We start from the raw sequence: 20,745 nt of genomic DNA on the forward strand, positions 1-20,745 counted from the left end.
AGTTGGGACCCTGAGTGCGACCTGGGACATCAGCTTCGAGACGGTGTAGTTCCTGGCGGTAGGGGCGAACTTGCGGCTGATTGCCAGTTTGCCGCCCCAGCCGGTGGGTGCACGGGTTGACGGCGGCGGGGGCGCGGCCCAGCGCGGATTCGGTGACGCCGATACCGACAAAGACGCCCGCCGGCAGCCACGCGGTGGCCCGGCGGCGGTGTGCGGGCGGCCAGGCCCGCCGCCGGTCACTCCCGCCCGGCGCCCGACAAGGGCACCGTGAAGCAGGCGACCCGCGCGCCCGCCATGCCCGCCTCGCCGTGCTCGGTGCTGGTCGCGTGCTCGTGCAGCACGACCGAGCGGGCCTCGCCCGTACGGAAGTGCCACGGCTGCCGCACGGCCGAACGGCCCCCGCCCCGGCGGTCGGTGCGCAGGTCGAGCCAGACCTCGTTGCCCGGATTGGCGTAAGCCGGGTCCGTCGAGGGCGGGTTGGGGTCCCGCACGTGCTGGTAGTGCGGCCCGGCGTCCTCGGGGAGGGTGCCGCACGGCCGGGTGTGCACGTGTACCCCGAACGTGTGCCGCCGCGCGAGGCCCCGTACGGACACGGCGACGGTGGTGCCCGCCGCCTCGGCGCGCTGCCGCACCGTGATGTCCGCGGCGGCGGGCACCAGCCGCTGGTCGTAGGTGAGCGCGGGCGAGGGGACGAACGCGTGCGGCGGCGCGAACCGCCCGCTCACCCGCAGCTCGTGGCCGGTGGCGCCCGCGTCGGCGGGAGCCCCGTGGGCGCCCGCGGTACCGCTCCCGGCGGCCACCGCGAGGGTCACCGCCGCGACCACCGCCGACGCCGCCGCCCTGGCCGTCGCACCGGCCCTGCCCCTCTTTGCTGCCACCTCTGCCACGACTGCCGCTCCTCACTCCGGGCCCGCCTGACGCGCCGTGCGCCCATGGACGCATCTCTACACCGCCGCCCGGTGAGATCGACGCCACTGCCACCCGCGCGAACCGAGCGGAGTACCCCGGCGTACGCTGGACGGCGGTAAGCGGGCTGATACGGAGTCGAACGGGGGAGCCAGCTGTGCCGGAGGCTCTGGGCTCCTTTGTCGGTACGCCCTGGATATACGCGGTCATCGCGCTCTCCGTACTGCTCGACGTCTTCGTCCCGCTGCTGCCCAGCGGTGTGCTGGTGATCGCCGCGGCGACCGCCGCCGCCGGGACCACCGCCGCCGAGGCCGCCCGCGGCACGACCCACTTCGCCGAGATGATCACCCTGGTCCTGTGCGCGGCGACCGCCTCGCTGCTGGGAGACCTGGCCGCCTACCGGCTGGCCTGGCGCGGCGGCGACCGCCTGGACCGCGTCATCGGCCGTTCCCGCAGGCTCGCCGCCGCGCACGAGCGGCTGGGTCACGCGCTGGCGCGCGGCGGCGGCGCCCTGGTGGTGCTGGCGCGCTTCGCACCGGCGGGCCGCTCGGTCGTCAGTCTGACGGCCGGGGCGGCGCACCGGCGGGCGAAGGAGTTCGTGCCGTGGTCGGCGCTGGCGGGCCTGACCTGGGCCGCGTACAGCGTCACCCTCGGCTATCTGGGCAGCAGGTGGCTGGACACGGCCTGGCTCAGCACCGCGATCTCGGTGCTGGCGCTGTTCGCGGCGGGCTCGCTCGCGGCGTACGTCATACACCGCAAGCCCGCGCCCGCCACCGCCTGAGAGGCCGTCGGGCCACCACGACCGGACGCTACGGGCAGCTGACGACCTGTCCCGCCCAGGACAGCCCGCCGCCGAACGCGAAGAGCAGCACCGGCGCACCGGTGGCGATCTCGCCGCGCTCCACCAGCTTCGCCAGTGCCAGCGGCACCGAGGCGGCGGAGGTGTTGCCGGAGTCGACCACATCGCGCGCCACGACGGCCTGCGGCGCGTCGAGCCGCTGGACCAGGGAGTCGATGATCCGCAGGTTGGCCTGATGGGTGACGATGCCGCCGAGTTCACCCGGAGTCGTCCCGGCCCGTGCGCACGCCTCGCGGATCAGCGGGGCCAACTCGGTGGTGGCCCAGCGGAAGACGGTCTGGCCCTGCTGGGCGAAGCGCGGCTGCCAGGCGTCGAGCAGCTGCACGGCGTCGCCCCGGGTGGGGTCCGAGCCCCAGACGACCGGTCCGATGCCCGGCCGCGCATCCGGCGCACCCGTGCCCGGCTCACCCGTAGCCGCCCCGCCCCCGCCCGGCGCGCCGGCGCTCACCACGGCGGCGCCCGCCCCGTCCCCCAGCAGCACGCAGCTGGCACGGTCGCTCCAGTCGACCAGGTCCGACATCTTCTCGGCGCCGATGACCAGCGCGTGCCGGGCGGCGCCGGCCCGTACGGTGTGGTCGGCGGTGGCGAGGGCCGTGGTGAAGCCCGCGCACCCGTTGTTGAGGTCGTACGCCACCGCCGCCGGGATGCCGAGCCGTCCGGCGACCTGGGCGGCGATGGAGGGGCAGCGGTCGATGGCGGAGCAGGTCGCGACGGTGACCAGCCCGATCTGCGCCGGGTCCAGCCCGGCACCGGCGAGGGCCTTCCCGGCGGCCTCGGCGGCCATGTCGGTCACCGACTCGGTGCGGGCGATCCGGCGCTGCCGGATACCGGTCCGCTGGCGAATCCACGCGTCGCTGGTGTCGACCGTCCGGGCGAGATCGTCGTTGGTGAGCACGTGTTCGGGCTGGTAGTGGCCCAGCGCGGCGAGGTGAGTGGTCATCATCGGGTCAATATAGCGTCCGATCGGTCGGACGCTATATTGACCCGCGTCTCGGCTTACGATGTCCCCATGAGCCCCCGCAAGTCCGTCGCCGAGGCCCAGCGGACCCGCGAGCGGATTCTCGACCGCAGCATCGAACTCGCCTCCCTGGAGGGCCTGGACGGGCTGACGATCGGACGTCTCGCCACCGACCTGGGCCTGAGCAAGTCCGGCCTGCTCGGCCACTTCGGCACCAAGGAGGCGCTCCAGATCGCCGCCCTGGAGCGCGCGTCGCGCACGTTCAGCCGCGAGGTGTGGCACCCGGTCTCCGGCGCCCGTCCCGGGCTCACCCGGCTGCGCGCGACGTGCGCGGCCTGGATCTCCTACCTGGAGCGCGGCGTCTTCCCCGGCGGCTGCCTCTTCACCAGCGCCACCTTCGAGTACGACGGCCGCACCGGGCCCGTACGCGACCTGCTGCAACGGCAGTTCACCGCCTGGCGGCACCGGCTGGCGAGCGACATCCACGCGGCCGTGGCGGCGGGCGAACTGCCCGCGGACACCGAAGCGGACCAGATCGTCTTCGAACTCAACGGCATCCTGATGAGCCTGAACCACGCCCTCCAGCTCTACGCCGACCCGGCGGCTCCGGAGCGCGCCCGGCGCGCGGCGTCCCGGCTGCTGGGCACCCCCGTGCCCCAGCGGCCCGACGCCCCGCGCGCGGCGCGCCCGCACTCCCCCGGCTGACCGGGCGGGTCGGGCGGTTCAGGCAGGTCGAGCGGGTCAGGCAGGCGCCCCCTCGACCAGGCTGTAGTACGCCCCCAGCGGGCGGACCGCGTGCAGCGCGAAGCCCGCCCGCGCGAGGAGGCCCTCGAACTCCGCCCGGGTGCGCTCCCGTCCGCCGAGGTTGACCAGCATGTTGAGGTCGCTGGGGTAGGCCGGCGGCGGCTGGGAGCCGTCCACCGCCTCCGGCAGCACCGGCTCGACGAGCAGCAGCCGCCCGTGCGCGGGCGCCGCGCGGCGGCAGTGCCCGAGCAGGGTCACCACCCGCTCGTCGTCCCAGTCGTGCACGATGCTCTTCAGCACGTGCACGTCGCCCTCCGGCACAGCGGTGAAGAAGTCGCCCGTCTCGACCGTGCAGCGCTCGTCAAGGGATGCCGCACGCAGCAACTCCGGTGCCTGAGCGGCCCCTTCGGTCGAGTCGTACACGATGCCCCGCAGCCGCGGGTGCGCGCCCAGCACGGCGGCGAGCAGCGTGCCGTCTCCCCCGCCGACGTCGACCACCGTGCGGAACGGGCCGAAGTCGTACTGCTCGGACAGCGCGGCGGCCACCGCCTGGGCCCCCTGCCCCATCGAGGCGTTGAAGAGCGCCGACAGCTCGGGCTCGGTCCCGAGGTGGCCGAAGAAGTCCGTGCCGAAGATCTCGTCGAAGGCGGTGCGCCCGGTGCGCAGGCTGAACTCCAGCCGCTGCCACGCCGCGACCATCACCGGGTCGGTGAAGATCCGGGTCCGCGCGTACAGCGAACCCTCCTGGTCACTGCGGAGCAGCGCGCCGACGGGCCCCACGGTGAAGCGGCCCGGCGCGGGCTCGGCGAGCACCTCGTACGCGGCCAGCGCGCGCAGCAGCCGGGTCATGTTCGCCCCGGGCATCTCGTACGCGGCGGCCAGCTCCTCGGCGGACCGCTCGCCGTCCCCGACCGCGTCCGGGAGCTTCAGCCGGGTGGCCACGGCGAGCAGGTGCGACACCATGCCCCCGGACACCATCCGCATGAGCTTCTCGCGACCCTCGGCCTGCTCCTCGCCCGGCTCCGTCACCACGCGCCTCCCCGGCTTCGACGGTGTGCCGCTCCGAACGGAACGACACTCAAAGAAGGCAAGGCTAACCTCATTTGACGGGCTCTTCACGCGCCGATGCGGCCGGATGCCCGCACTCAGTCGTGGAAGGAACCGTCCCGGCGGCGGGCATGGTTGCCCAACAGGTGCCCGCACTGGGGGCAGTGGCGCATCAGACCGCGCTTGACGACGTAGGCGATGCCCGCCGTGCAGAGGTAGAGCGCCCCGACCGCGCACTTCTGGACCAGCCGCACCAGGCCGGGCTTCGTGCACGTCGAACAATCGCGGCAACCGGTCGCCATCCGTGACCCCCTTGGAGATACGAGCCCTCCTCCCCGGCGCGCTACGACGACCCTAGTGCCGCACCGACGGCGCTTCTGTCGCCGCCCGGCAACCGTTCGGCAACGGGTGACAGCGGGCACCGGAGCGGGTATTTGTCGAGTACATGCCGATACGATCAGCCGCGCCGCGCGTCGGTCAGCGCCACCCGCCGGCGACCGGCGCCGCTCACGGAGGAACCCCCCATGGCAGTGCAGGTCTGCTCCCTCATCCGCGACACCCCGCAGCCCATCCCCGCCGACGGCTACCACCTCGTCCGCTTCGCCTTCGGCACGGACGAGTCGCTCGACGAGCACGGCATGCACCAGGCCGCCCAGCCGGACGGGCACCAGGTCGACGACTGGGACAAGGACGACCGGTCCGGACTCATCTGGCCCTCGGCGGACGGCTGGGGCGGGCTGACCGCGATGATCCAGTGGGAGGACGGGGGTTACACCGAACTCCGCGACCAGTTCGTACGCGACCCCCTCGGCCTCTCCACCGGCCGCGACACGACCGCCACCGACCACCGGCCGCGCTCACCGGGGCTGCAATGCTTCACCAAGAGCCACGAGATCCTGGTCCACCCGGGCACCACGCTCGCGCTGTACGTCCACCACGACGACTCCCGGACCCGCAACATCGTGCACGCGCAGTTCAAACTCGCCATCCACACCTGACGGCCGCCCCCCGCTCCCGATAACTCAGCTGCGCTACGGGGCCGTTCGAGTAAAGTGACGGCAGCGCTTCACACACCTCCCGGTGCGCAGGCCGCGGCTACTTCTTTGGGTGAATCACGCCGCACGCCGACTTTCGACCTCGGGAGGCACAGCATCGGGGGGTGCCCGGTGCGCAGGCTGGGGATACTTCACTTAAATCCATCGGTCGCGGGTTCGATCCCCGCCCGGCGCTCCGGCGCCGGTAGCTCAGCGGGTAGAGCAATGGCGCAAGAACCCCAGCCGCCCTGACCTCGGGCACCCCCACCGCGCTTCCCCTCCCGGAGGGGTCCGCGCTGGCGGAAATCGCCGCGCGGATGGCAAGCGACCCGAGGACGTGCGACGCATCACGGCGGCGGGGCACCTCCGTCGTTCACAGTCAGGGCACATCGCCAGCTCCTACCGGGAGCGCGCGTCTACGCCTGGCGGATTCGCAGGTTATGCAGCATGAGCAGCGCTGCCACCGCGTTCCCGTTCCGTACCTCGCCGACCAGACCGCGCGCTCGACTGAGAAGTCGGCGCCCGTGCGTTCGCGGCCCGCCCCGTGGTCCCGCTACCGCAGCGCTTCGATCGCGTTCACGATGAGCGCGCGGGCATCGGCTCCGTACACGGCCATTCCCCGCAGCTGTTCGAATGCCTTCACGTACAGGGTGATCTCAGACGGCTGGGTGACCTGGACGCGCGCGGCCAGCAACTCCACCGAGACGAGGGAATGGTCGTACACGTGGAACGTCTCCTGCGGCCACATAGACCGCTCCTGCGTCGCGCTGGGGATGATGCCCAACGACACCGACGGCAGTGCACCTGCGGTGAGCAGGTAACCGAGCTGCGCAGCCATCGCGTCCTCGTCACCCAACCGGTAGGACAGCGCCGATTCCTCGATGACCATGGAGAACCGGTGGCCGGGCTCGTGAAGGATGCGGGAGCGCTCAAGCCGTGCGGCCACCGCGTCCGCCACATCGTCGGGGATGCTCCGGAACCTCGTGATCGAGTGCATCAACCCTCGCGCGTAGCCCTCGGTCTGGAGCAGGCCAGGAACCATGGTGGACGAGTAGACGCGGAACATCTTGGTGGACTTGAACAGTGGCACGTAGCTGTTCTGAAGCTGCTTGAGTCCGGTGCGGACCTTGCGGCGCCACTCGACGTACATGGACTCGGCGGTGCGGGACTGGGCGATGATGTCGGCCGACTGGTGGCCGGCACCGCACGCGTCGCACCAGCGGCGGATGTCGTCGGGGGACGGCGGTGTACGGGCTCCCTCGATCCGGTACGTCTTCGGATGCGACCAGCCGCAGCGGGCGGCCAGCTCAGGCCCAGTGATTCCGGCATCAGCGCGGAGTTCCTTCAAGCGCCCGGCGACTGCTTCGCGGGCGGCCTGGGCCGCGGAGGACGGGGAGATGGGCATGAGCTGGCCTGGCCACTTCCGCGCTAGCTGATCGTGTAGTTGTCGTGCGGGATGCCGCGTGCCCAGACCTCTTGGAACGCTTCGGCGCACAGCTTCACCGCCGCCGGGTCTTCGCTGATCTCCCCGCCCGCTGAGACTCCTTCTCCGGTGAAGTGGTTCCACCGGATCAGGCGGCCGTCGATCAGCCAGAAGTCGTTCCCCGGCAGCGCAATGCCCGAGGCTCGCCGCCGCGGGAGCCACCGCACTTGCTCGCCTGCGGCGACGTTGGTGAACGTCCCGTCGTACTCGTAGCGGATGTACTCGCTCACCGGCTCGGACACGATGCGCGCCCGCCGCACGATCACGCCGCGGCCTACCGTCTCCTGGATGAGGCCGAGCCACGGCCGCCACCACGACGCCCGATCGGCTGGATCGTGACGGAAGCCGCCCTTCCACTCGGCGAACGGCCCCGCCTCGTAGTCGACCGCGTAGGCGTCACGCATCTCCAGGTGGACGGCCGACTCGACGGCGCCGCCGAGCAGTTCAGGAAACGTCGGGACGCTCAACGGCATCGCACGCCTCCCTGATCATCGGCGCCATGCGGGCCGGGATTCTGATTACTGCCTCGTGGTCCGGGATGCCCGTCGCGTGTCCCGGAGCCTCGAACCGCGCACACTCAGCTTCGAGTTCCGCGCCCGGCTTCCAGCCCTGTAGTACGAGTTCCTTCTGTTCCTGGTCGATCCACACGGTGGGGCTCTCGCCATCACCGGTGTTCGGGTCGATTCCGATGAACTGTAGGTCCATGACCGGCTCCAGCCCTCGTGGTGTTCACAGATGTTCATCACTCTCGTGTGAGGCATGTCGCTGGTCAAGGGCACAAACAAGTCGCGTGCACATCGGTGCACATCGGTGGCTGTGGTGCACATCACGCCCATAGCGTCATTGGCCTGCGGCAACACCTGCACTCCGCCCATGCACATGCCGCATGTCAAGTGGGCGGCCATGCCAGCGGAGGCACACAGTGACCCCAGACCTTCCGCCCGTCCCCACCGCGCTGCCCGATACCGCCGCCGTGGTGCGGGCGGTGATAGAGCGGGCGCAGGCCGCGCTCGCCGATCCGGGGCGGCCTGATCTGGCGCCGCTTGAGGCGGAGTTACGCGCCCACGCAACCTCTCTCCTCGCGGCAGCCGAGGCAGCCGCAGCAGCGGAGGATTTGTGGCGGGGGTCGCTGGCGTGGTGGCAGAGGCGCTCCCGCCTGGACATGGTGCGGCACACGTTGGAGTGGCCGCCCGCGACCACGCCGGTGATCGCGCACGCGCATGTCTTCTTGCTGACCACCGACTGCGGTGTCCTGCTCGGGTTCCTCGAAGAGGGGGACGCGCGGTGACGCGGCGGCCCGAAGCGGTCGTGACGGCGCAGACCGTGCACATCGGGGACACCGTCCGCGTCTACGGCGCCCCACGCGTCGTACTCAACCTGCGGGCGTTGCCCGGCGGAGACAAGCTGCTCTTCTTCGAAGGCGGGATCACCTACCGCCTCCTGGTCAACGTCCCCCTGGACAGTCCCGCACCACCTGCCGTCGCGCCGCCGCGCGAGTGGCACTGCACCCCAGACCACCGACCGGACGCCGAACCGGTCACCCACGCCATGCAGTGCACCATCTGCGCCAAAACCTCCGCCGCCTACACCGACTTCACCGCCGCCCAACGCTGGGCCATGGAACACACCGGACGCCTCCCCACCCACACCACCTACCGCGAAATCATCCGCCGCCCCTGGCACACCACCCCCACCGAGCCGAGGACCCCATGACGGGAGTTGACGCGGGCGACCTCATCGAACCCGCCGGGGTGTGCTGCCTGTGCGGCGAGCACGCGCCGGAGCGGGTCGCGGTCGCCTACATCGAAAGCGGCTCCGGACCAGCACGTACGAAACTCGGCTGCCTGCCATGCGCCCGGACGCTGCTGCTGCACGGCGTGGGCCACCGCTGGCTCGCCGACGACCTGGCCGCCATCGACGCGACGCGCGCAGCCCCGCGCCTGCGGCCCGCACCGCCGCCGCCGGATGCGGCGTGAAGACCGGCTCCGGCCCGCCGCAGGCATCCCCGCGCGGCAGGCGGGAGCCCCGTCCCCGGCCGCGCGGTGAGCACGCGGCCGGGCACCCCACCCGACACCACCGAGGAACAGCGAAGCGAGACGCCATGAGCCAAGACCGCGCGCACGAGCAGCGGGACACCGACGACCTGATCGTAGAGGCAGCGACCGCGTCCCGAGCGCTCCGCGAAACCGACGACCCGCAGCTCCAAGCGCTGACGCGGAAGGTCGCGGAGACCCGACTCGATGAGCTGAAACACCGCCACCCCGAGAAGAGGCACGCGCTCCGGGTGGTGCCTTCCGGCGGCGGCACCACCCGGCCCCACCCACCCGAGGAGACCCGTGAGCGAGTACGGCGAGTACCAGGACAAGGCCAGCGGGAAGAACAAATCCCGGGGCAAGCACGCGGAGGACAAGGCGAAGCACCGGGCGCCGGGGCCGGGCGGCGACCAGGGTACGGCGGGCGGCTCGTCCGGCTGCATGGTCGCCGCTGTGCCCTTACCGGCGGTCGCGGTCGGTATCGTGGCGACCGTCCTCACCCGAGCCCGGAGGCGGTAGAGATGCAGATCCGCAGCGAGCGCATGTGCCAGGACCCGGCGTGCGCGAACATGCCGCCGCACGAGGACGACGAGGGCACCCGCTTCTTCGGCGTGCCGGCGTGGAGCATCTGCTTCGCGCTGGTGGTCGCTGCGGGGGTGGCGCTGCTGGCGTACACCGCCGCCGTCCGCTGACGGCTACGGCTGGCGCACCAGGTCCGCGAGGTCGACCTCAAGCGCGTCCGCGATGAGGAGAGGAGCGGTCACCAGAGCGCCGGGAAGAACTGCTCGCGCTCGCAGAGCGCGCCCTCGCCGCCTGCCACCAGGCGCACCGCCGCGCGCTCACGGGCCGCCGGCGCCTGCGACTGGTCCAGGGGGCGCCACCGCCAGGGCCGCGCTCTCCCCGGTCGCACGGGCACTGGAGCGCCCGCGCGGTAGCAGTCGGCACCGCCGGGCCCGTGGCGGTAGCCCCCTCGAACAGCCGGGCGCATCAGGGAAGCCGGACCACCGACAGGGTGCGCCGACCTGCAATCACGCCATGATCTTTTGGGAGAGATTCGGGAGACGATCTTGATTCCCGACCGTACTCGACCGTACTCGGAGGTGCTCGAACGTGCCTGGGTGTTCCTCGGAACACCCAGGCCGACGAGGGGATTTGCGGGATTCCGCTGGTGGGCGCAGCAGGGATCGAACCTGCGACATCTGCCTTGTAAGGGCAGCGCTCTACCGCTGAGCTATGCGCCCGGGACGGGGATGAGGCCACAGGATACCTTGTCGGCCGGGCGCGGATGCAAACCGGTGGCTACCGGCCGGTGCCGGGGGGTGAGCGTGAACGGATTGACCCGTGTGTTCGTTGTCCCAGGGTGGGAGAATGAGCACTGATCATCCGGCTGCGGCGCACGGGGAGAGGATTTCGTGACGATGAACGGCGGCGGCACCCGCCGATGGGGATGGGGCAGCGGTCGTGCCGACAGCCTGCGGGCGGATGCGCAGGCCGCCAAGGACGCCGCGGCAGCAGCCTTCTACGAGTTGGACACCGCACAGCGCGACCTGCGGATCTCCATCGAGACGATCACCGCTGTCGAGGATTCGCCCGCGGGCCGCAAGGCGGTGCAGGACTTCGCCGCGCTCGGTACGCGCATCGACGAGGTCAGCCACGCGTACATCACCGCCGTCGACTCCCATGACCTGGACCGGGACGACCTGGATTCGGGCACCGCCGCGCGGGCCCGTGCCGAGCTGAGCAGGACCACCGAGGAGCTGAAGCGGGTCAAGGGCGAGCTGGACCGCTTCGAGCAGGGTCTCGGCCGGCTGCTGGACAAGGCGGAGACCCAACTGGCCCGCCTCGCCCCGGCCGTCGAGCGGGGGCGGCAGGGGCTGCTGGCCGCGTCCAACGCGCTGGATGCCGTACGGGCTTCCGGCCTGGCGGCCGACGACCTCGCGGCGAGGCTGGCCGCGCTCTCGCCGGAGCTGACCAAGCTCAACCAGGGCGCGGGCCGCCACGGCGTAAGGGAGACGCTGCACCGGGCGGACCGCGTCGCGCGGGAGGCGGAGGCGATCCGAGGCCAGGCCGAGCGGCTGCCGGAGACGGCCGCGGAGACGGACAAGCGGCTCAGTTCGCTGCGCACCCGGGCGCAGGCGCTGCACACCCGGGCGGGCAAGGTCGAGCCGGTGCTCAGCGAGCTGCGGCGCCGTTTCAGCGCGGCCTGCTGGCAGGACCTCCAGGGGGTGCCGGACGAGGCGGTGCGGACGGCGCGGCAGGCCGAGGAGAAGCTGCGGGATGCGCAGAAGGCCCGGGACGAGCAGCGGTGGCCGGACGCCACGGCGCTGCTGTCGACCGTGCGGGCGCTGCTGAACACCACCGACGACGCGGTCAAGGCGGCCGGCGACCGGCTCCAGCGGCTGAACGAGGTCAGCTTCGACCAGAGCGCGGAGGTGGAGCGGGTGCGCTTCGCGATCCGGGACGCCCAGCGGCTGGCGATGGCGGGCCGCAGCACCCCGGACCCGCGTCACGCGCGCCCGCTGGACGACTCGGTGGAGCGGGTGGACCGCGCAGTGGCGGGGCTGACCGGGCGGCACCCGGACTACTGGCACTTCCTGGTCGAACTGGACGCGGTGAAGGAGACGGTGCAGACCGTGGTGGACCAGATCCGGCAGGAGCGCGGCGCGGGCGGCCAGTGAGGCGGAACCGGCAAAGAGGGCCGGGCGGATCGAGGTTGCGGTGCGGACGCCGCGGCTATGCTTCGGGCATGCCTCGATACGAGTACCGCTGCCGCCAGTGCGGCGCAGACTTCGAACTCCGCCGTCCGATGGCCCGCTCCGGTGACCCCGCGAGCTGCCCCCAGGGGCACCAGGACACCGTGAAGCTGCTGTCCACCGTTTCCGTGGGCGGTGCCGCCTCCTCCGGTGGCGCCGCGCCGAGCGGTGGGGCGGGTACCGGTGGCGGCGGCTGCTGCGGGGGCGGCTGCTGCTCGTAGGGGCCGGGGCTTGCAGGGGCCGGGCTCGCAGGGCCAGGGCTCGCAGGGCCAGGCCGGGGAATCGCGTTGCGCGGGCCACCCGGCGGGCCCGCACAATGCACCCATGAACGCCCCCCGCAGCGACGTCCCGCACACCCCCGCGCCGGCACCGTCGGCGGGCTGGATCACCACACCCCTGACCCCCGGCCTGGTGCGCGGTGCCCTGGAGCTGGAGCGCAACGCGTACGGGCTGCTGCCGCACCGGCTGCCCGCGCGGGCTCGTGCCCAGTGCCCCGACGGGCCGCTGGCCCTGGCGGAGGCGCAGCCGTCGGGCGTGCGGCTGAGCTTCCGCACCCGGGCCTCCGCCGTCGAACTGGACGCGCTCCGGACCAGGAACGCCTACCAGGGCGCGCCGCCCCGCCCCGACGGCGTGTACGACCTGCTGGTCGACGGGCGGCTGGCCGGGCAGGGCAGTGTGACCGGCGGCAACGTCCTGCTGGCGGACCTGGCCACCGGGTCCACCGAGCTGCGGCCCGGCCCCGTGGGCACGGTGCGGTTCTCCGGGCTCCCGGGCCGCGTCAAGCACGTCGAGATCTGGCTGCCGCACAACGAGATCACCCAGCTGGTCGCCCTGCGCAGCGACGCCCCCGTCGAGCCGCCGCCGGACGGGGACCGCCGCCGGTGGCTGCACCACGGCAGCTCGATCAGCCAGGGTTCCGACGCCGCGAGCCCCAGCACCACCTGGCCCGCGCTCGCCGCCTCGCTCGGCGGCGTGGAGCTGACCAACCTGGGGCTGGGTGGCGGCGCGCTGCTGGACCCGTCCACCGCCCGCGCGCTGCGCGACACCCCCGCGGATCTGCTCAGCGTCAAGATCGGCATCAATCTCGTCAACACCGACCTGATGCGGCTGCGCGCGTTCGGCCCCGCGGTGCACGGCTTCCTCGACACCATCCGCGAGGGGCATCCCACCGCCCCGCTGCTGGTCGTCTCGCCCGTGCTGTGCCCTATCCACGAGGACACCCCCGGCCCCACCGCGCCGGACTTCGGCAGCCTCAGCACGGGCAGGCTCCAGCTCCGGGCCACCGGAGACCCCGAAGAGCGGGCCGCCGGGAAGCTGACCCTCCGCGTCATCCGGGACGAGCTGGCCCGCCTCGTACGGCAGCGCGCGACGTCCGACCCGTACCTCCACCACCTCGACGGCCGCCGGCTCTACGGCGAGGCGGACGCCGACGAGCTGCCGCTGCCCGACCAGCTGCATCCGGACGCGGCCACGCATCGGCGCATGGGTGAGCGCTTCGCGGCTCTCGCCTTCGGTTCCGGCGGCCCGTTCGCCCCGTGAATCCGTGCGCCCCGTGACTCCGTGCGCCCGTGCGGTCTACGGTCCGCCGGTCTGCGGTTGAGATCGGCCGGGTGGGGGCGGATGCTGGAGGCGTAGCCTCCGGTGAGGAGGGCCGCTCATGGCCGCCATCCACTCGCTGCGCCACACGGCGCTCGATGAGCATCTGCCCGTCGACCACAAGCTGAGCAAGGTCTACCGCGTGGGAGCCGGTCTCGTGGGCCTGCTGCTGCTGGCCTTCGGGATTCTGGGGCTGATCGACAAGATCGGCTTCTTCGACCGGGGCGGGGACACCGTCGCGGGCCTGAACACCAACGGCGCGCTCAGCGTGCTCTCCATCATCGTCGGCGTGCTGCTCTTCTACGGCATGGTGCGCGGCGGAAACTTCGCCTCGACGCTGAACACGGTACTCGCAGTGGGTTTCCTGCTGAGCGGCTTCGTGAACCTCATCCTGCTGGAACGGGAGTTCAACCCGTTCGCCTTCGAGTTGCAGAACGTGATCTTCAGCTTCGCGGTGGGCCTCCTGCTGCTGGTCTTCGGCCTGTACGGGCGGGTCAGCGGCGCGCTGCCGCATGACAACCCGTACTGGCGCAGCCGCCACCCCGATCAGGCGGCCCGGGAGCGACGCGGCCGGGAGCAGGCCTCGGCGCGGGCGCGGCGGCTAGCGGAGCTGAACCGCAGAGCCCGGGGCGACCGCGAAGCGTGACCCCGGCACCGGCGGGGCGGCAGGCGCGGGCGTCTACCGCGTGAGCCGCCGCGCCTCCCGTAGAATCCGCTCGCCCGCCGCCACCCCGCGCTCCTCGAGCGCGGTGACATGCGGGGCGGTCCAGCCACTGTCCGCGAGTTCGCCGTGCCCCGGGCGCCAGCCCGCGTCGGCGGCCAGCAGCAGGTCGGCGTCGAGGTGCGAGTCCCCGGCGGCGTAGGTACGGGTGGCTCCGGTGCGCCGGGCGACCTCGGCGACGGCGGCGCTCTTGGTGAGCGGGCGCGGTACGGCGTAGATCTTGCGGCCCTGGAGGGAGACGGTCCAGCCGCGCGGCCCGGCCCAGTCGGACAGCTCCTTGGCGTACGTGTCGGGCAGCAGCGCGCGGTCGACCACCAGGTAGGCGAACAGGTCCTCGGCGGTGCGCTCCTTGAGCAGCCAGGCCGGATCGGCGGTGGCCAGCAGGTGCGCGCGTACCTCTTCGAGCGGCGCGCAGTCGGCAGCAAGGCGGCGGCGCACCTCCGCGTGCCAGCCGGGGTCCGGTACGCCGTCGACGAGGATCTGCCCGCCGTTGGCGCAGACGGCGTACGCGGCGGGCGGGCCGGGCAGCCGGATGCGCCCGTACTGCTCGCACGTGCGGGTGGTGGCGGGCACGAACAGGACGGGCCCGGCGGCCAGTTCGGCCAGGAGGGCGGCCGCGGTCTCCGTCAGGTAGGAGAGCGGGCGCTGCTCGTACACCTCGACGCACAGCAGCCGGGGGGCCTGCGGGTCGGGCATGGTGAGGCCGAGCGCACCGGCGGAGTAGATGAGGGTGCGGTCGAGATCGCTGGCGAAGAGCGTACCCGCTGCGGCGCCCGCTGCGGCGGAGGTGGTCACTTGGCGGCCTTCCCGTCGGCGCCGGTGGCGCCCCTCGTGTAATGGGGATGGATCAGGCCGACGCAGCTGTACGGCAGTCCGTCGACCTCCTCGACCGGCACGCCGCGCTGCTCGGCCAGCAGGCGTACGTGGTCCAGGTCGCGGCCCGCGCCACGCCGGGCGAGCACCCGCCAGGGCACCCGGCGCAGCAGGACCCGGGTCGTCTCGCCGACGCCCGGCTTGACCAGGTTGACGTTCCCGATGCCGTACTCCTCGCTGATCCGCTCGACGGCCCGCCAGCCCGTCCAGGTGGGCGTGCGGTCGGCGGCGAGCAGTTCCCGTACGTCGGCGGCGACCGCGTCGCGCACCTCGTCGAAGCGGGCCTCGATGGTAGCCAGGAAGAGGCGGGAGACGTCGGCCCCGGCCAGTTCACGGTAGAACTTTCCGCCGTGGAAGTCGCCGGGGCCGACCAGGTCGTCGCGCAGGACGGTGCGCGAGATGAGGCCGGAGACGGTGGAGTTGAGGCAGGCGGAGGGGATGAGGAAGTCCTCGCGGGTGCCGTAGGTGCGGACGCAGCCGCCGGGGTCGGCGAGCACCGCGATCTCCGGGTTGAACACCGCGGGAGCGTGCGCGTCCGCGTGCGTGGCCGTGAACGCCGTGAGCGCGTCGGCGAGTTCGCGGGTGATGGCGCCCTTGCCCGTCCAGCCGTCCACGAAGACGACGTCCGCGGGGTCGTGGTGGGTGGCGAGGTAGCGCAGCGCGGTGGTGTCGATGCCGCGTCCGCGCACGATCGAGACGGCGTAGTGCGGCAGTTCGAGACCGTGCACGTGCCGCGCCCAGCGGCGCATCAGGACGCCGACGGGCGTCCCCGCGCGGGCGAGCGAGGCCAGTACGGGGCGCGGGCCGCGCTCGGCGAGCACCGTCTCGGTCACCGCCCCGACGGCGCGGGCGATGCGCGCGGCCGAGGCGTCGAGCGCCGAGTGGAAAAGGCGCTGGTAGTCCTCGCTGGGCTGGTACTCGACGGGCAGCGACTCGGCGTAGTGCGCGCCGCCGCTCTGGATCGCCTCCTCGCGCTCCTCGGTCGGCGCCTCCAGCCGCACCTCCGAGACGTCCTGGAGGAGCCAGCCGACGTCCTCGGGCTCGTACGAGGAGAACCGCGGCCCCCGCAGCGGCGCGGGCGGCGGGATGTAGGAGGGCACGACGGCGAGCAGCACGGCGCCGGTGTGCGGGGCGAGCCGGGCCAGCAGGCCGCCGGGGGCGTGCAGGGCGGGGGTGTCGGCGGTGGAGTCCACGACGGCGATCACCGCGTCGAAGCGGCGGGCGGGGTCGGCGCCCGGGGCGACGTTGTAGGCGTAGCGCTCGCCGGGGCCGTCGGCCGGGTCGTCGTGGGCCGGGAAGGCGAGCCGGGTGCGGATCGCGTACGCCGGGTCGTCCACGGCGAGGACGGGCGAGCGGGTGGTGGTGGAGAAGCGCACCTCGGCGGTGGCGCCGAGGTGCTGCTCCAGGGCGGCGGCGAGGCGCAGCGGGGCGTACATCAGCTCCTCGCAGCCGAGCACGAGCACCCGGGGTGCGGCGGGGGTGGCGGCGGGGGCGGCGGCTGACGCGGCGAGGGCCGGTACCGCGGCGAGGGCGTCGGCCAGCCGCGCCGCCATGCCCGGCAGTGCGGCGCCCAGCCGCTCCCGGTGGGCGGGGGTGAAGCCGTGCCTGCCGCCGTCGGGGAGGCCCGCGGGCCAGCCGAGGTCCACCCGCAGGGCGGCACCGGCGCCCGTGCCCGAGCCCGAGCCCGCACCCTCGTCCGCGTGGCGCGCGACGAGGTCCCGGCCGCGCTCCAGGACGTCGGCGGGCAGCCGTATCCCGCCCGAGGCGAGCGCCACCACCTCCACCCGGGCGCCCAGTTCGGCGCCGAACCGCTCCAGCGCGGCGGTGTCCTCGGCCGAGCGCATGTCCACCAGGGCGACCACGACGTAGCGCTTGCGCGGGTGTGTGCGGTGCACCGCCGCGATGGTGTTCCGTACGGTGCGCCCGGTCGAGAACTCGTCGTCGACCAGGACCAGCGGGCCGTCCCCGGCCAGCAGGTCCGGGTTCTCCGGGAGCAGGAGGTGCGCGCTGGCGTGCGAGTGCTCCTCCTCGAAGCCGCCCACCGCCGCCGTACCGCGCACCGGGCGCCGGGTGGAGTGCAGACAGGTCACGGCGGCTCCGGGCCGCCCGTCGGCCGCCCGCTCCGCCATGCCGTCCACGACGCTGTGGCCGAGGCCGGTGGCGGTCTCGGCGTAGCCGAGGACGACGGCGCGGTCGGCGGCCTCGCCCAGCAGCTCACGCACGCGCCGCCCCAGCCGGAGACCGGCGCCCAGCACGGACCGGGGACGTTGCGGTATGTGCTTGCCGAGCACCTGCGAGACCAGCAGGTGCGCCCGCTTCGGGTTGCGGCGCAGGGCGAGGCCGACCAAGTCCCGCACCTCGCCGGTGACTTCGGCACCGAGCCGCTCGGCGACCCAGGTGCCCGGCCACACCTCCTCGACGGCGGTGCACGCCGCCTCGTCCGCCCGCAGGTCTCCGTCCAGCACCGCTTCGCGCTCCCGCTCGTCGTCGTTCACTTGATCCCCGCCGCCAGCAGGTCCACGAACCCCACGCCTTCGCGGGCGACTCCGAAGACCTCGCCGCGCAGCAGGGTGCGTTCGGCCCAGGCGCGGTGGGGCTTCACTTCGTTCATCTTGTTGGTGTAGGCGGAGCGCAGCACTCCGCCGCCGTCGGCCTCCGGGCGCAGTACGTCCGTCGCGTCGGTGTACTCCTCGTGCGAGACGACGGACAGCGCGTGCACGGGCGCCACGTGCGAGGGATGGATGCAGGTCTTGCCCAGCAGTCCGTTGGCGCGGTCCAGCTCGATCTCCCGCAGCAGGCCGTCGATGTCGTGCTCGATCAACGCCGTGCGCAGCTCCTGCGCGCGACCGCTGAGGAACGGGCTCTGGCGCAGCTGCGGCTTGAACATTCGTTCCTGCAACCGGAAGTACTCCCACACCGGGCCCGTCACGGTGAACCCCGTGCCGTCCGCCCGCCCGAGCACGTTGACCACGTCGCCGATGACGGAGGCGACCAGCTGCACGTCGTACGCCGTCATCTCCGGCGTGCGGCGCAGCCCGTAGGCCGCGCAGAAGTCGGTGACGCCCAGCCGGAGTGCCAGCACCCGGTCGCGGTACTTCTCCACGACGTGGCCGATCCCCGCCAGGGTGGCCGCGCGGGTCTCCAGATGCAGCAGCTCGGGGGACTCCAGGACGGGCATGGCGTACAGCCGGTGTCCGCTGACCGTCTCGGCGTCGGCCAGCGCCTCCAGGAAGGGCAGACCTGTCTCGGCGGTGAACTTGGGCAGGACGAACCCGGACAGCAGCCGTACGGCCGGGCCCAGCCGCTGGACCAGGTCCGGTATCTGCGCCGGGGCGCGGACCCGGACGAACAGCAGGGGGAGCTGATCCTCGGTGTCCGGTGCGGCGGGCGGCGGGGGTGTCGCGGGGGCGGCGGGCGACGCGGGCGCGGCGGCGAGGGCCGTGAGCTGGCGCACGAGGTTCTCCTCGGCGGCCGGCACCTCGCCGTCGTCGACGGAGTCCTCCAGGCAGAGCACCATGGAGACCACCCCGTGTCCGGCCTGCTTGAGCACGTCCTCGGCGAGCGAGGGGCGGGTGGCCGGGCTGTAGAGCGTGGCCCCCAGCGCCGCGGCGAGGACGCGGACGGGGGAACCCGCGCCGAACTCGACCGGTTCGCGATAAAAGAGCGCGCGCCGGACCTCAGGCGCGAGGTGCCTGAAATGCCGCATCGGGTACTCATTTCTACGTGTCCATGACCTGTTGCGGTCCTGTCCCGCCTGCCTGGCCTGCCTGCCTGGCCTGCCTGCCTGGCCGCGCATCCGTCCCGCACCCGAAGGGCGAGATCTGGCCACTCATCGTACGTTCGAGGAGGGGTCGGACGTTCCCCATGAAGATGAAGACCGCATTACCGGCAAGTACAAGCGGTCGCCCCGCGTTGTCCGCGGCGGCGTCCGGAGGGCAGGATTGAGCGTATGACCCACGAGATGATGAAGGGCTCGAACATTCAGCTGAGCGCGACGGCGGTGCGCGCCGTACTGCGCTGGATACCCGGACCGGGCGGCGTACCGGACGTCGACGCCTCGGCACTCGTCCTGGGCGAGGACGGACAGGTCCGTTCGGACGACGACTTCATCTTCTACAACCAGCCGCGTCACCCCTCCGGCCTCATCCGGCACCTGCCCAAGGCGCGGGAGGCGGACGGCCTGACCGACACCGTCGAGGCCGACCTCGCCGCGCTGGAGCGCACGGTCAGCTGCGTGATGCTCGCCGCCTCGGCCGACGGCGGCACCTTCGCAGACGTACGGGAGCTGCGGCTCACCCTGCACGACGCCGGAGGCGGCTCCGGCAGCTCCGGGGGCGAGGGCGGCGACGGGCGCGGCACGGTGCTCGCGTCGTTCTCGATAGCCCCGGAGACGGGGGCGGAGACGGCGCTGATCTGCGGCGAGCTGTACCGGCGCGGCGAGGGCTGGAAGTTCCGCGCACTGGGCCAGGGCTACGACACCGGCCTGATCGGGCTGGCGACGGAGTTCGGCATCTCGGTCGAGGAGAGCGGCGGCGACCAGCCCGTACGGACGGCGGCGTCCGGCGCGACGATGCCCGAGCCGCCCTCGGAACCGGACTTCCCCACCCCCTCGCCCGTACCGGAGCCCGTGCCCGACCCCCGGCCCGAACCGCGCCCCGAGCCGACGCCGGTACCGGGGCCTCCCGGACCTCCCGGGCCCGGTCCCGTACCGGACCCGCTGCCTGGACCAGGGCCGGGCCCTGGGCCCGGGCCCGCTCCGGAGCCGCCCGCCCCGGAACCTCAGCCGCAGCCGGCCGGGGTGTCCGCGTTCACCGTGCCCGACGGGCAGCTGACCCAGGCCGCGCACGGCTACCCGCAGCCGCCCCAGCACCCGCCGAGCGTCCCGCCCGCGTACGGCTATCCGCAGCCGGTGTACGGCTACCCGCAGCCGCCGGGCGCGGCTCCTGGAGCCGCCGGACCGGGGGGCGCCGGACCGGCGATCGCCGGTCCGGGAGCCGCCGAACTGCCGCCGCAGGGGCCGCAGTTCCTCAACCGCTGACCCGGCGCGGCGGGCAGGGGCGAGCGGGGCAGGCCGCCCTCGTGCAGGGCGCCTTCGTTCAGGACGTCTCCGCTCAGGACGTCTTCGTTCAGGACGTCTTCGTCTTGTAGCCGCGCCCCCACTGGAGGCCCCAGCCGTAGAGCCGGTCCAGCTCGGACTGGAAGCCGTAGACATAGCGCACCTCGCGCCGTACGACCAGGTCGTCCTTGTCGTGCTCGAGCATCAGCACGGCGCAGGAGCGGGCCTGCGGCGCCCGCTCGTCGACGGGCACCTCGATCCGCGCGCCGTTGCTGGGGATCAGGGTGACCAGCGCGTGCGCCCGGTCGAACGCCGGGGTGTTGTCGTAGATGTAGACGAAGACCAGCAGGCGCTTGATCTGCTCCTTGTGGTCCAGATTCACATACATCGTCTCGCCGGACGGTGAGCCGAACCGGTCGTCACCGCTGAGCTTGACGAACGGCGGCGTGTTGAAATCGCCCAGCAGATTGCCCAGCGGCTGCACCACACCCTTGCTGCCGTCCGCCAGTTCGTACATGCAGGCCAGGTCGAGGTCGAAGTTGACCACTCCCCGCGTGTGCGCCTGCACCACCTGCGGCTTGAACGCCTGGAGCGGATTGCGCAGCGAAGCCCTGCGCGGGGGGCGGCTGGAGAAGTCGGAGCTTCTGGACCGCCAGGAGAGGTTGACCTGAAGGCTTCCGGT

Annotated in this window: 25 protein-coding genes and 1 tRNA gene; 13 read left to right on the top strand and 13 right to left on the bottom strand. The window is 72.9% G+C overall.

Annotated features, from left to right (window positions below):
• Positions 1 to 236 precede the first annotated feature (236 nt).
• Complete coding sequence (locus H299_RS0117975) at positions 237 to 887, bottom strand: superoxide dismutase family protein (protein ID WP_027749526.1); 651 nt, start codon at positions 885 to 887, stop codon at positions 237 to 239.
• A 176-nt stretch (positions 888 to 1,063) separates the two neighbouring features.
• On the opposite strand from H299_RS0117975, the gene H299_RS0117980 reads away from it, so the two are divergent.
• Entirely contained in the window at positions 1,064 to 1,687 is a 624-nt protein-coding gene (locus H299_RS0117980) for a VTT domain-containing protein (RefSeq protein WP_027749527.1), read from the top strand.
• 28 nt (positions 1,688 to 1,715) lie between these two features.
• Here H299_RS0117980 and H299_RS0117985 read toward each other — a convergent pair whose 3' ends face one another.
• On the bottom strand, positions 1,716 to 2,708 hold the full coding sequence (locus tag H299_RS0117985; protein ID WP_027749528.1) for a beta-ketoacyl-ACP synthase III: 993 nt from the start codon (positions 2,706 to 2,708) through the stop codon (positions 1,716 to 1,718).
• A 66-nt stretch (positions 2,709 to 2,774) separates the two neighbouring features.
• On the opposite strand from H299_RS0117985, the gene H299_RS34845 reads away from it, so the two are divergent.
• Positions 2,775 to 3,428 (top strand): TetR/AcrR family transcriptional regulator, encoded by a 654-nt coding sequence (locus H299_RS34845; protein WP_037759456.1) that lies wholly within the window; start codon positions 2,775 to 2,777, stop codon positions 3,426 to 3,428.
• Positions 3,429 to 3,464: 36 nt separating this feature from the next.
• Here H299_RS34845 and H299_RS0117995 read toward each other — a convergent pair whose 3' ends face one another.
• Entirely contained in the window at positions 3,465 to 4,451 is a 987-nt protein-coding gene (locus tag H299_RS0117995) for a methyltransferase (RefSeq protein WP_051262600.1), read from the bottom strand.
• A 161-nt stretch (positions 4,452 to 4,612) separates the two neighbouring features.
• A complete protein-coding gene (locus H299_RS0118000; protein ID WP_027749530.1) occupies positions 4,613 to 4,816 on the bottom strand; it encodes a hypothetical protein in 204 nt (67 codons plus the stop codon).
• 222 nt (positions 4,817 to 5,038) lie between these two features.
• On the opposite strand from H299_RS0118000, the gene H299_RS0118005 reads away from it, so the two are divergent.
• On the top strand, positions 5,039 to 5,512 hold the full coding sequence (locus H299_RS0118005) for a hypothetical protein (RefSeq protein WP_027749531.1): 474 nt from the start codon (positions 5,039 to 5,041) through the stop codon (positions 5,510 to 5,512).
• 589 nt (positions 5,513 to 6,101) lie between these two features.
• Here H299_RS0118005 and H299_RS0118010 read toward each other — a convergent pair.
• Genes H299_RS0118010 through H299_RS0118020 form a run of 3 tightly spaced genes read right to left on the bottom strand, consistent with a single transcriptional unit; the run spans position 6,102 to position 7,736 of the window.
• The gene (locus H299_RS0118010) at positions 6,102 to 6,953 is read right to left on the bottom strand and encodes a Scr1 family TA system antitoxin-like transcriptional regulator (RefSeq protein ID WP_027749532.1); all 852 of its coding nucleotides are present in this window, start codon (positions 6,951 to 6,953) and stop codon (positions 6,102 to 6,104) included.
• A gap of 23 nt (positions 6,954 to 6,976) precedes the next feature.
• Positions 6,977 to 7,504: a DUF6879 family protein gene (locus H299_RS0118015; protein ID WP_027749533.1), complete on the bottom strand. Its 528-nt coding sequence runs from the start codon at positions 7,502 to 7,504 to the stop codon at positions 6,977 to 6,979.
• The gene (locus tag H299_RS0118020) at positions 7,476 to 7,736 is read right to left on the bottom strand and encodes a hypothetical protein (protein WP_027749534.1); all 261 of its coding nucleotides are present in this window, start codon (positions 7,734 to 7,736) and stop codon (positions 7,476 to 7,478) included. Before H299_RS0118020 ends, H299_RS0118015 begins: the two co-directional genes overlap by 29 nt.
• Before the next feature lie 217 nt (positions 7,737 to 7,953).
• Here H299_RS0118020 and H299_RS0118025 point away from each other — a divergent pair, with 217 nt between their 5' ends.
• The 5 genes from H299_RS0118025 (at position 7,954) to H299_RS39655 (ending at position 9,756) form a co-directional block, all read left to right on the top strand.
• A complete protein-coding gene (locus H299_RS0118025; protein ID WP_027749535.1) occupies positions 7,954 to 8,319 on the top strand; it encodes a DUF6415 family natural product biosynthesis protein in 366 nt (121 codons plus the stop codon).
• A 20-nt stretch (positions 8,320 to 8,339) separates the two neighbouring features.
• Positions 8,340 to 8,744 (top strand): DUF7848 domain-containing protein, encoded by a 405-nt coding sequence (locus H299_RS40505; protein WP_486587323.1) that lies wholly within the window; start codon positions 8,340 to 8,342, stop codon positions 8,742 to 8,744.
• Positions 8,741 to 9,007: a hypothetical protein gene (locus H299_RS34855; RefSeq protein WP_037759459.1), complete on the top strand. Its 267-nt coding sequence runs from the start codon at positions 8,741 to 8,743 to the stop codon at positions 9,005 to 9,007. The genes H299_RS40505 and H299_RS34855 overlap by 4 nt, the downstream gene beginning before the upstream one ends.
• Before the next feature lie 360 nt (positions 9,008 to 9,367).
• Entirely contained in the window at positions 9,368 to 9,583 is a 216-nt protein-coding gene (locus tag H299_RS0118040) for a hypothetical protein (RefSeq protein ID WP_027749536.1), read from the top strand.
• A gap of 2 nt (positions 9,584 to 9,585) precedes the next feature.
• A complete protein-coding gene (locus tag H299_RS39655; protein WP_158692347.1) occupies positions 9,586 to 9,756 on the top strand; it encodes a hypothetical protein in 171 nt (56 codons plus the stop codon).
• Between the two features lie 68 nt (positions 9,757 to 9,824).
• Here the strand turns inward: H299_RS39655 and H299_RS39660 are convergent, their stop codons facing one another.
• On the bottom strand, positions 9,825 to 9,974 hold the full coding sequence (locus H299_RS39660; RefSeq protein WP_158692348.1) for a hypothetical protein: 150 nt from the start codon (positions 9,972 to 9,974) through the stop codon (positions 9,825 to 9,827).
• Between the two features lie 256 nt (positions 9,975 to 10,230).
• Positions 10,231 to 10,305 (bottom strand) — tRNA-Val (locus H299_RS0118055).
• 177 nt (positions 10,306 to 10,482) lie between these two features.
• On the opposite strand from H299_RS0118055, the gene H299_RS0118060 reads away from it, so the two are divergent.
• The 4 genes from H299_RS0118060 (at position 10,483) to H299_RS34860 (ending at position 14,059) form a co-directional block, all read left to right on the top strand.
• Complete coding sequence (locus H299_RS0118060) at positions 10,483 to 11,742, top strand: hypothetical protein (RefSeq protein WP_027749537.1); 1,260 nt, start codon at positions 10,483 to 10,485, stop codon at positions 11,740 to 11,742.
• Positions 11,743 to 11,810: 68 nt separating this feature from the next.
• Positions 11,811 to 12,038, top strand: coding sequence for an FmdB family zinc ribbon protein (locus tag H299_RS38440; RefSeq protein ID WP_078512836.1), 228 nt, complete (start codon positions 11,811 to 11,813; stop codon positions 12,036 to 12,038).
• Between the two features lie 103 nt (positions 12,039 to 12,141).
• A complete protein-coding gene (locus H299_RS0118065) occupies positions 12,142 to 13,356 on the top strand; it encodes a GDSL-type esterase/lipase family protein (RefSeq protein ID WP_051262586.1) in 1,215 nt (404 codons plus the stop codon).
• Between the two features lie 118 nt (positions 13,357 to 13,474).
• A complete protein-coding gene (locus H299_RS34860) occupies positions 13,475 to 14,059 on the top strand; it encodes a DUF4383 domain-containing protein (protein WP_051262587.1) in 585 nt (194 codons plus the stop codon).
• Positions 14,060 to 14,092: 33 nt separating this feature from the next.
• On the opposite strand, the gene H299_RS0118075 is transcribed toward H299_RS34860, so the two are convergent.
• From H299_RS0118075 to H299_RS0118085, 3 genes are all read right to left on the bottom strand, one after another.
• Positions 14,093 to 14,830 (bottom strand): HAD family hydrolase, encoded by a 738-nt coding sequence (locus H299_RS0118075; protein WP_486587327.1) that lies wholly within the window; start codon positions 14,828 to 14,830, stop codon positions 14,093 to 14,095.
• 95 nt (positions 14,831 to 14,925) lie between these two features.
• A complete protein-coding gene (locus H299_RS0118080) occupies positions 14,926 to 17,472 on the bottom strand; it encodes a phosphoribosyltransferase (protein WP_486587328.1) in 2,547 nt (848 codons plus the stop codon).
• A 26-nt stretch (positions 17,473 to 17,498) separates the two neighbouring features.
• The gene (locus tag H299_RS0118085; RefSeq protein ID WP_027749541.1) at positions 17,499 to 18,713 is read right to left on the bottom strand and encodes an HpcH/HpaI aldolase/citrate lyase family protein; all 1,215 of its coding nucleotides are present in this window, start codon (positions 18,711 to 18,713) and stop codon (positions 17,499 to 17,501) included.
• A 243-nt stretch (positions 18,714 to 18,956) separates the two neighbouring features.
• Here H299_RS0118085 and H299_RS0118090 point away from each other — a divergent pair, with 243 nt between their 5' ends.
• On the top strand, positions 18,957 to 20,045 hold the full coding sequence (locus H299_RS0118090; RefSeq protein ID WP_027749542.1) for a TerD family protein: 1,089 nt from the start codon (positions 18,957 to 18,959) through the stop codon (positions 20,043 to 20,045).
• An 88-nt stretch (positions 20,046 to 20,133) separates the two neighbouring features.
• Here H299_RS0118090 and H299_RS0118095 read toward each other — a convergent pair.
• The coding region (locus H299_RS0118095) for a Tellurium resistance (protein ID WP_027749543.1) at positions 20,134 to 20,745 on the bottom strand (612 nt) is incomplete at its 5' end.

The sequence above is a fragment of the Streptomyces sp. CNH287 genome (genome assembly GCF_000424825.1).

Bases quoted from the DNA above. Each gene is read 5' to 3' on its own strand.
- H299_RS0117985 (WP_027749528.1), bottom strand. From the start codon at position 2,708: ATGATGACCACTCACCTCGCCGCGCTGGGCCACTACCAGCCCGAACAC.
- H299_RS34845 (WP_037759456.1), top strand. From the start codon at position 2,775: ATGAGCCCCCGCAAGTCCGTCGCCGAGGCCCAGCGGACCCGCGAGCGG.
- H299_RS0117995 (WP_051262600.1), bottom strand. From the start codon at position 4,451: ATGCGGATGGTGTCCGGGGGCATGGTGTCGCACCTGCTCGCCGTGGCC.
- H299_RS0118000 (WP_027749530.1), bottom strand. From the start codon at position 4,816: ATGGCGACCGGTTGCCGCGATTGTTCGACGTGCACGAAGCCCGGCCTG.
- H299_RS0118005 (WP_027749531.1), top strand. From the start codon at position 5,039: ATGGCAGTGCAGGTCTGCTCCCTCATCCGCGACACCCCGCAGCCCATC.
- H299_RS0118010 (WP_027749532.1), bottom strand. From the start codon at position 6,953: ATGCCCATCTCCCCGTCCTCCGCGGCCCAGGCCGCCCGCGAAGCAGTC.
- H299_RS0118015 (WP_027749533.1), bottom strand. From the start codon at position 7,504: ATGCCGTTGAGCGTCCCGACGTTTCCTGAACTGCTCGGCGGCGCCGTC.
- H299_RS0118020 (WP_027749534.1), bottom strand. From the start codon at position 7,736: ATGGACCTACAGTTCATCGGAATCGACCCGAACACCGGTGATGGCGAG.
- H299_RS34855 (WP_037759459.1), top strand. From the start codon at position 8,741: ATGACGGGAGTTGACGCGGGCGACCTCATCGAACCCGCCGGGGTGTGC.
- H299_RS39655 (WP_158692347.1), top strand. From the start codon at position 9,586: ATGCAGATCCGCAGCGAGCGCATGTGCCAGGACCCGGCGTGCGCGAAC.
- H299_RS0118060 (WP_027749537.1), top strand. From the start codon at position 10,483: ATGAACGGCGGCGGCACCCGCCGATGGGGATGGGGCAGCGGTCGTGCC.
- H299_RS38440 (WP_078512836.1), top strand. From the start codon at position 11,811: ATGCCTCGATACGAGTACCGCTGCCGCCAGTGCGGCGCAGACTTCGAA.
- H299_RS0118065 (WP_051262586.1), top strand. From the start codon at position 12,142: ATGAACGCCCCCCGCAGCGACGTCCCGCACACCCCCGCGCCGGCACCG.
- H299_RS34860 (WP_051262587.1), top strand. From the start codon at position 13,475: ATGGCCGCCATCCACTCGCTGCGCCACACGGCGCTCGATGAGCATCTG.
- H299_RS0118075 (WP_486587327.1), bottom strand. From the start codon at position 14,830: ATGCCCGACCCGCAGGCCCCCCGGCTGCTGTGCGTCGAGGTGTACGAG.
- H299_RS0118085 (WP_027749541.1), bottom strand. From the start codon at position 18,713: ATGCGGCATTTCAGGCACCTCGCGCCTGAGGTCCGGCGCGCGCTCTTT.
- H299_RS0118090 (WP_027749542.1), top strand. From the start codon at position 18,957: ATGACCCACGAGATGATGAAGGGCTCGAACATTCAGCTGAGCGCGACG.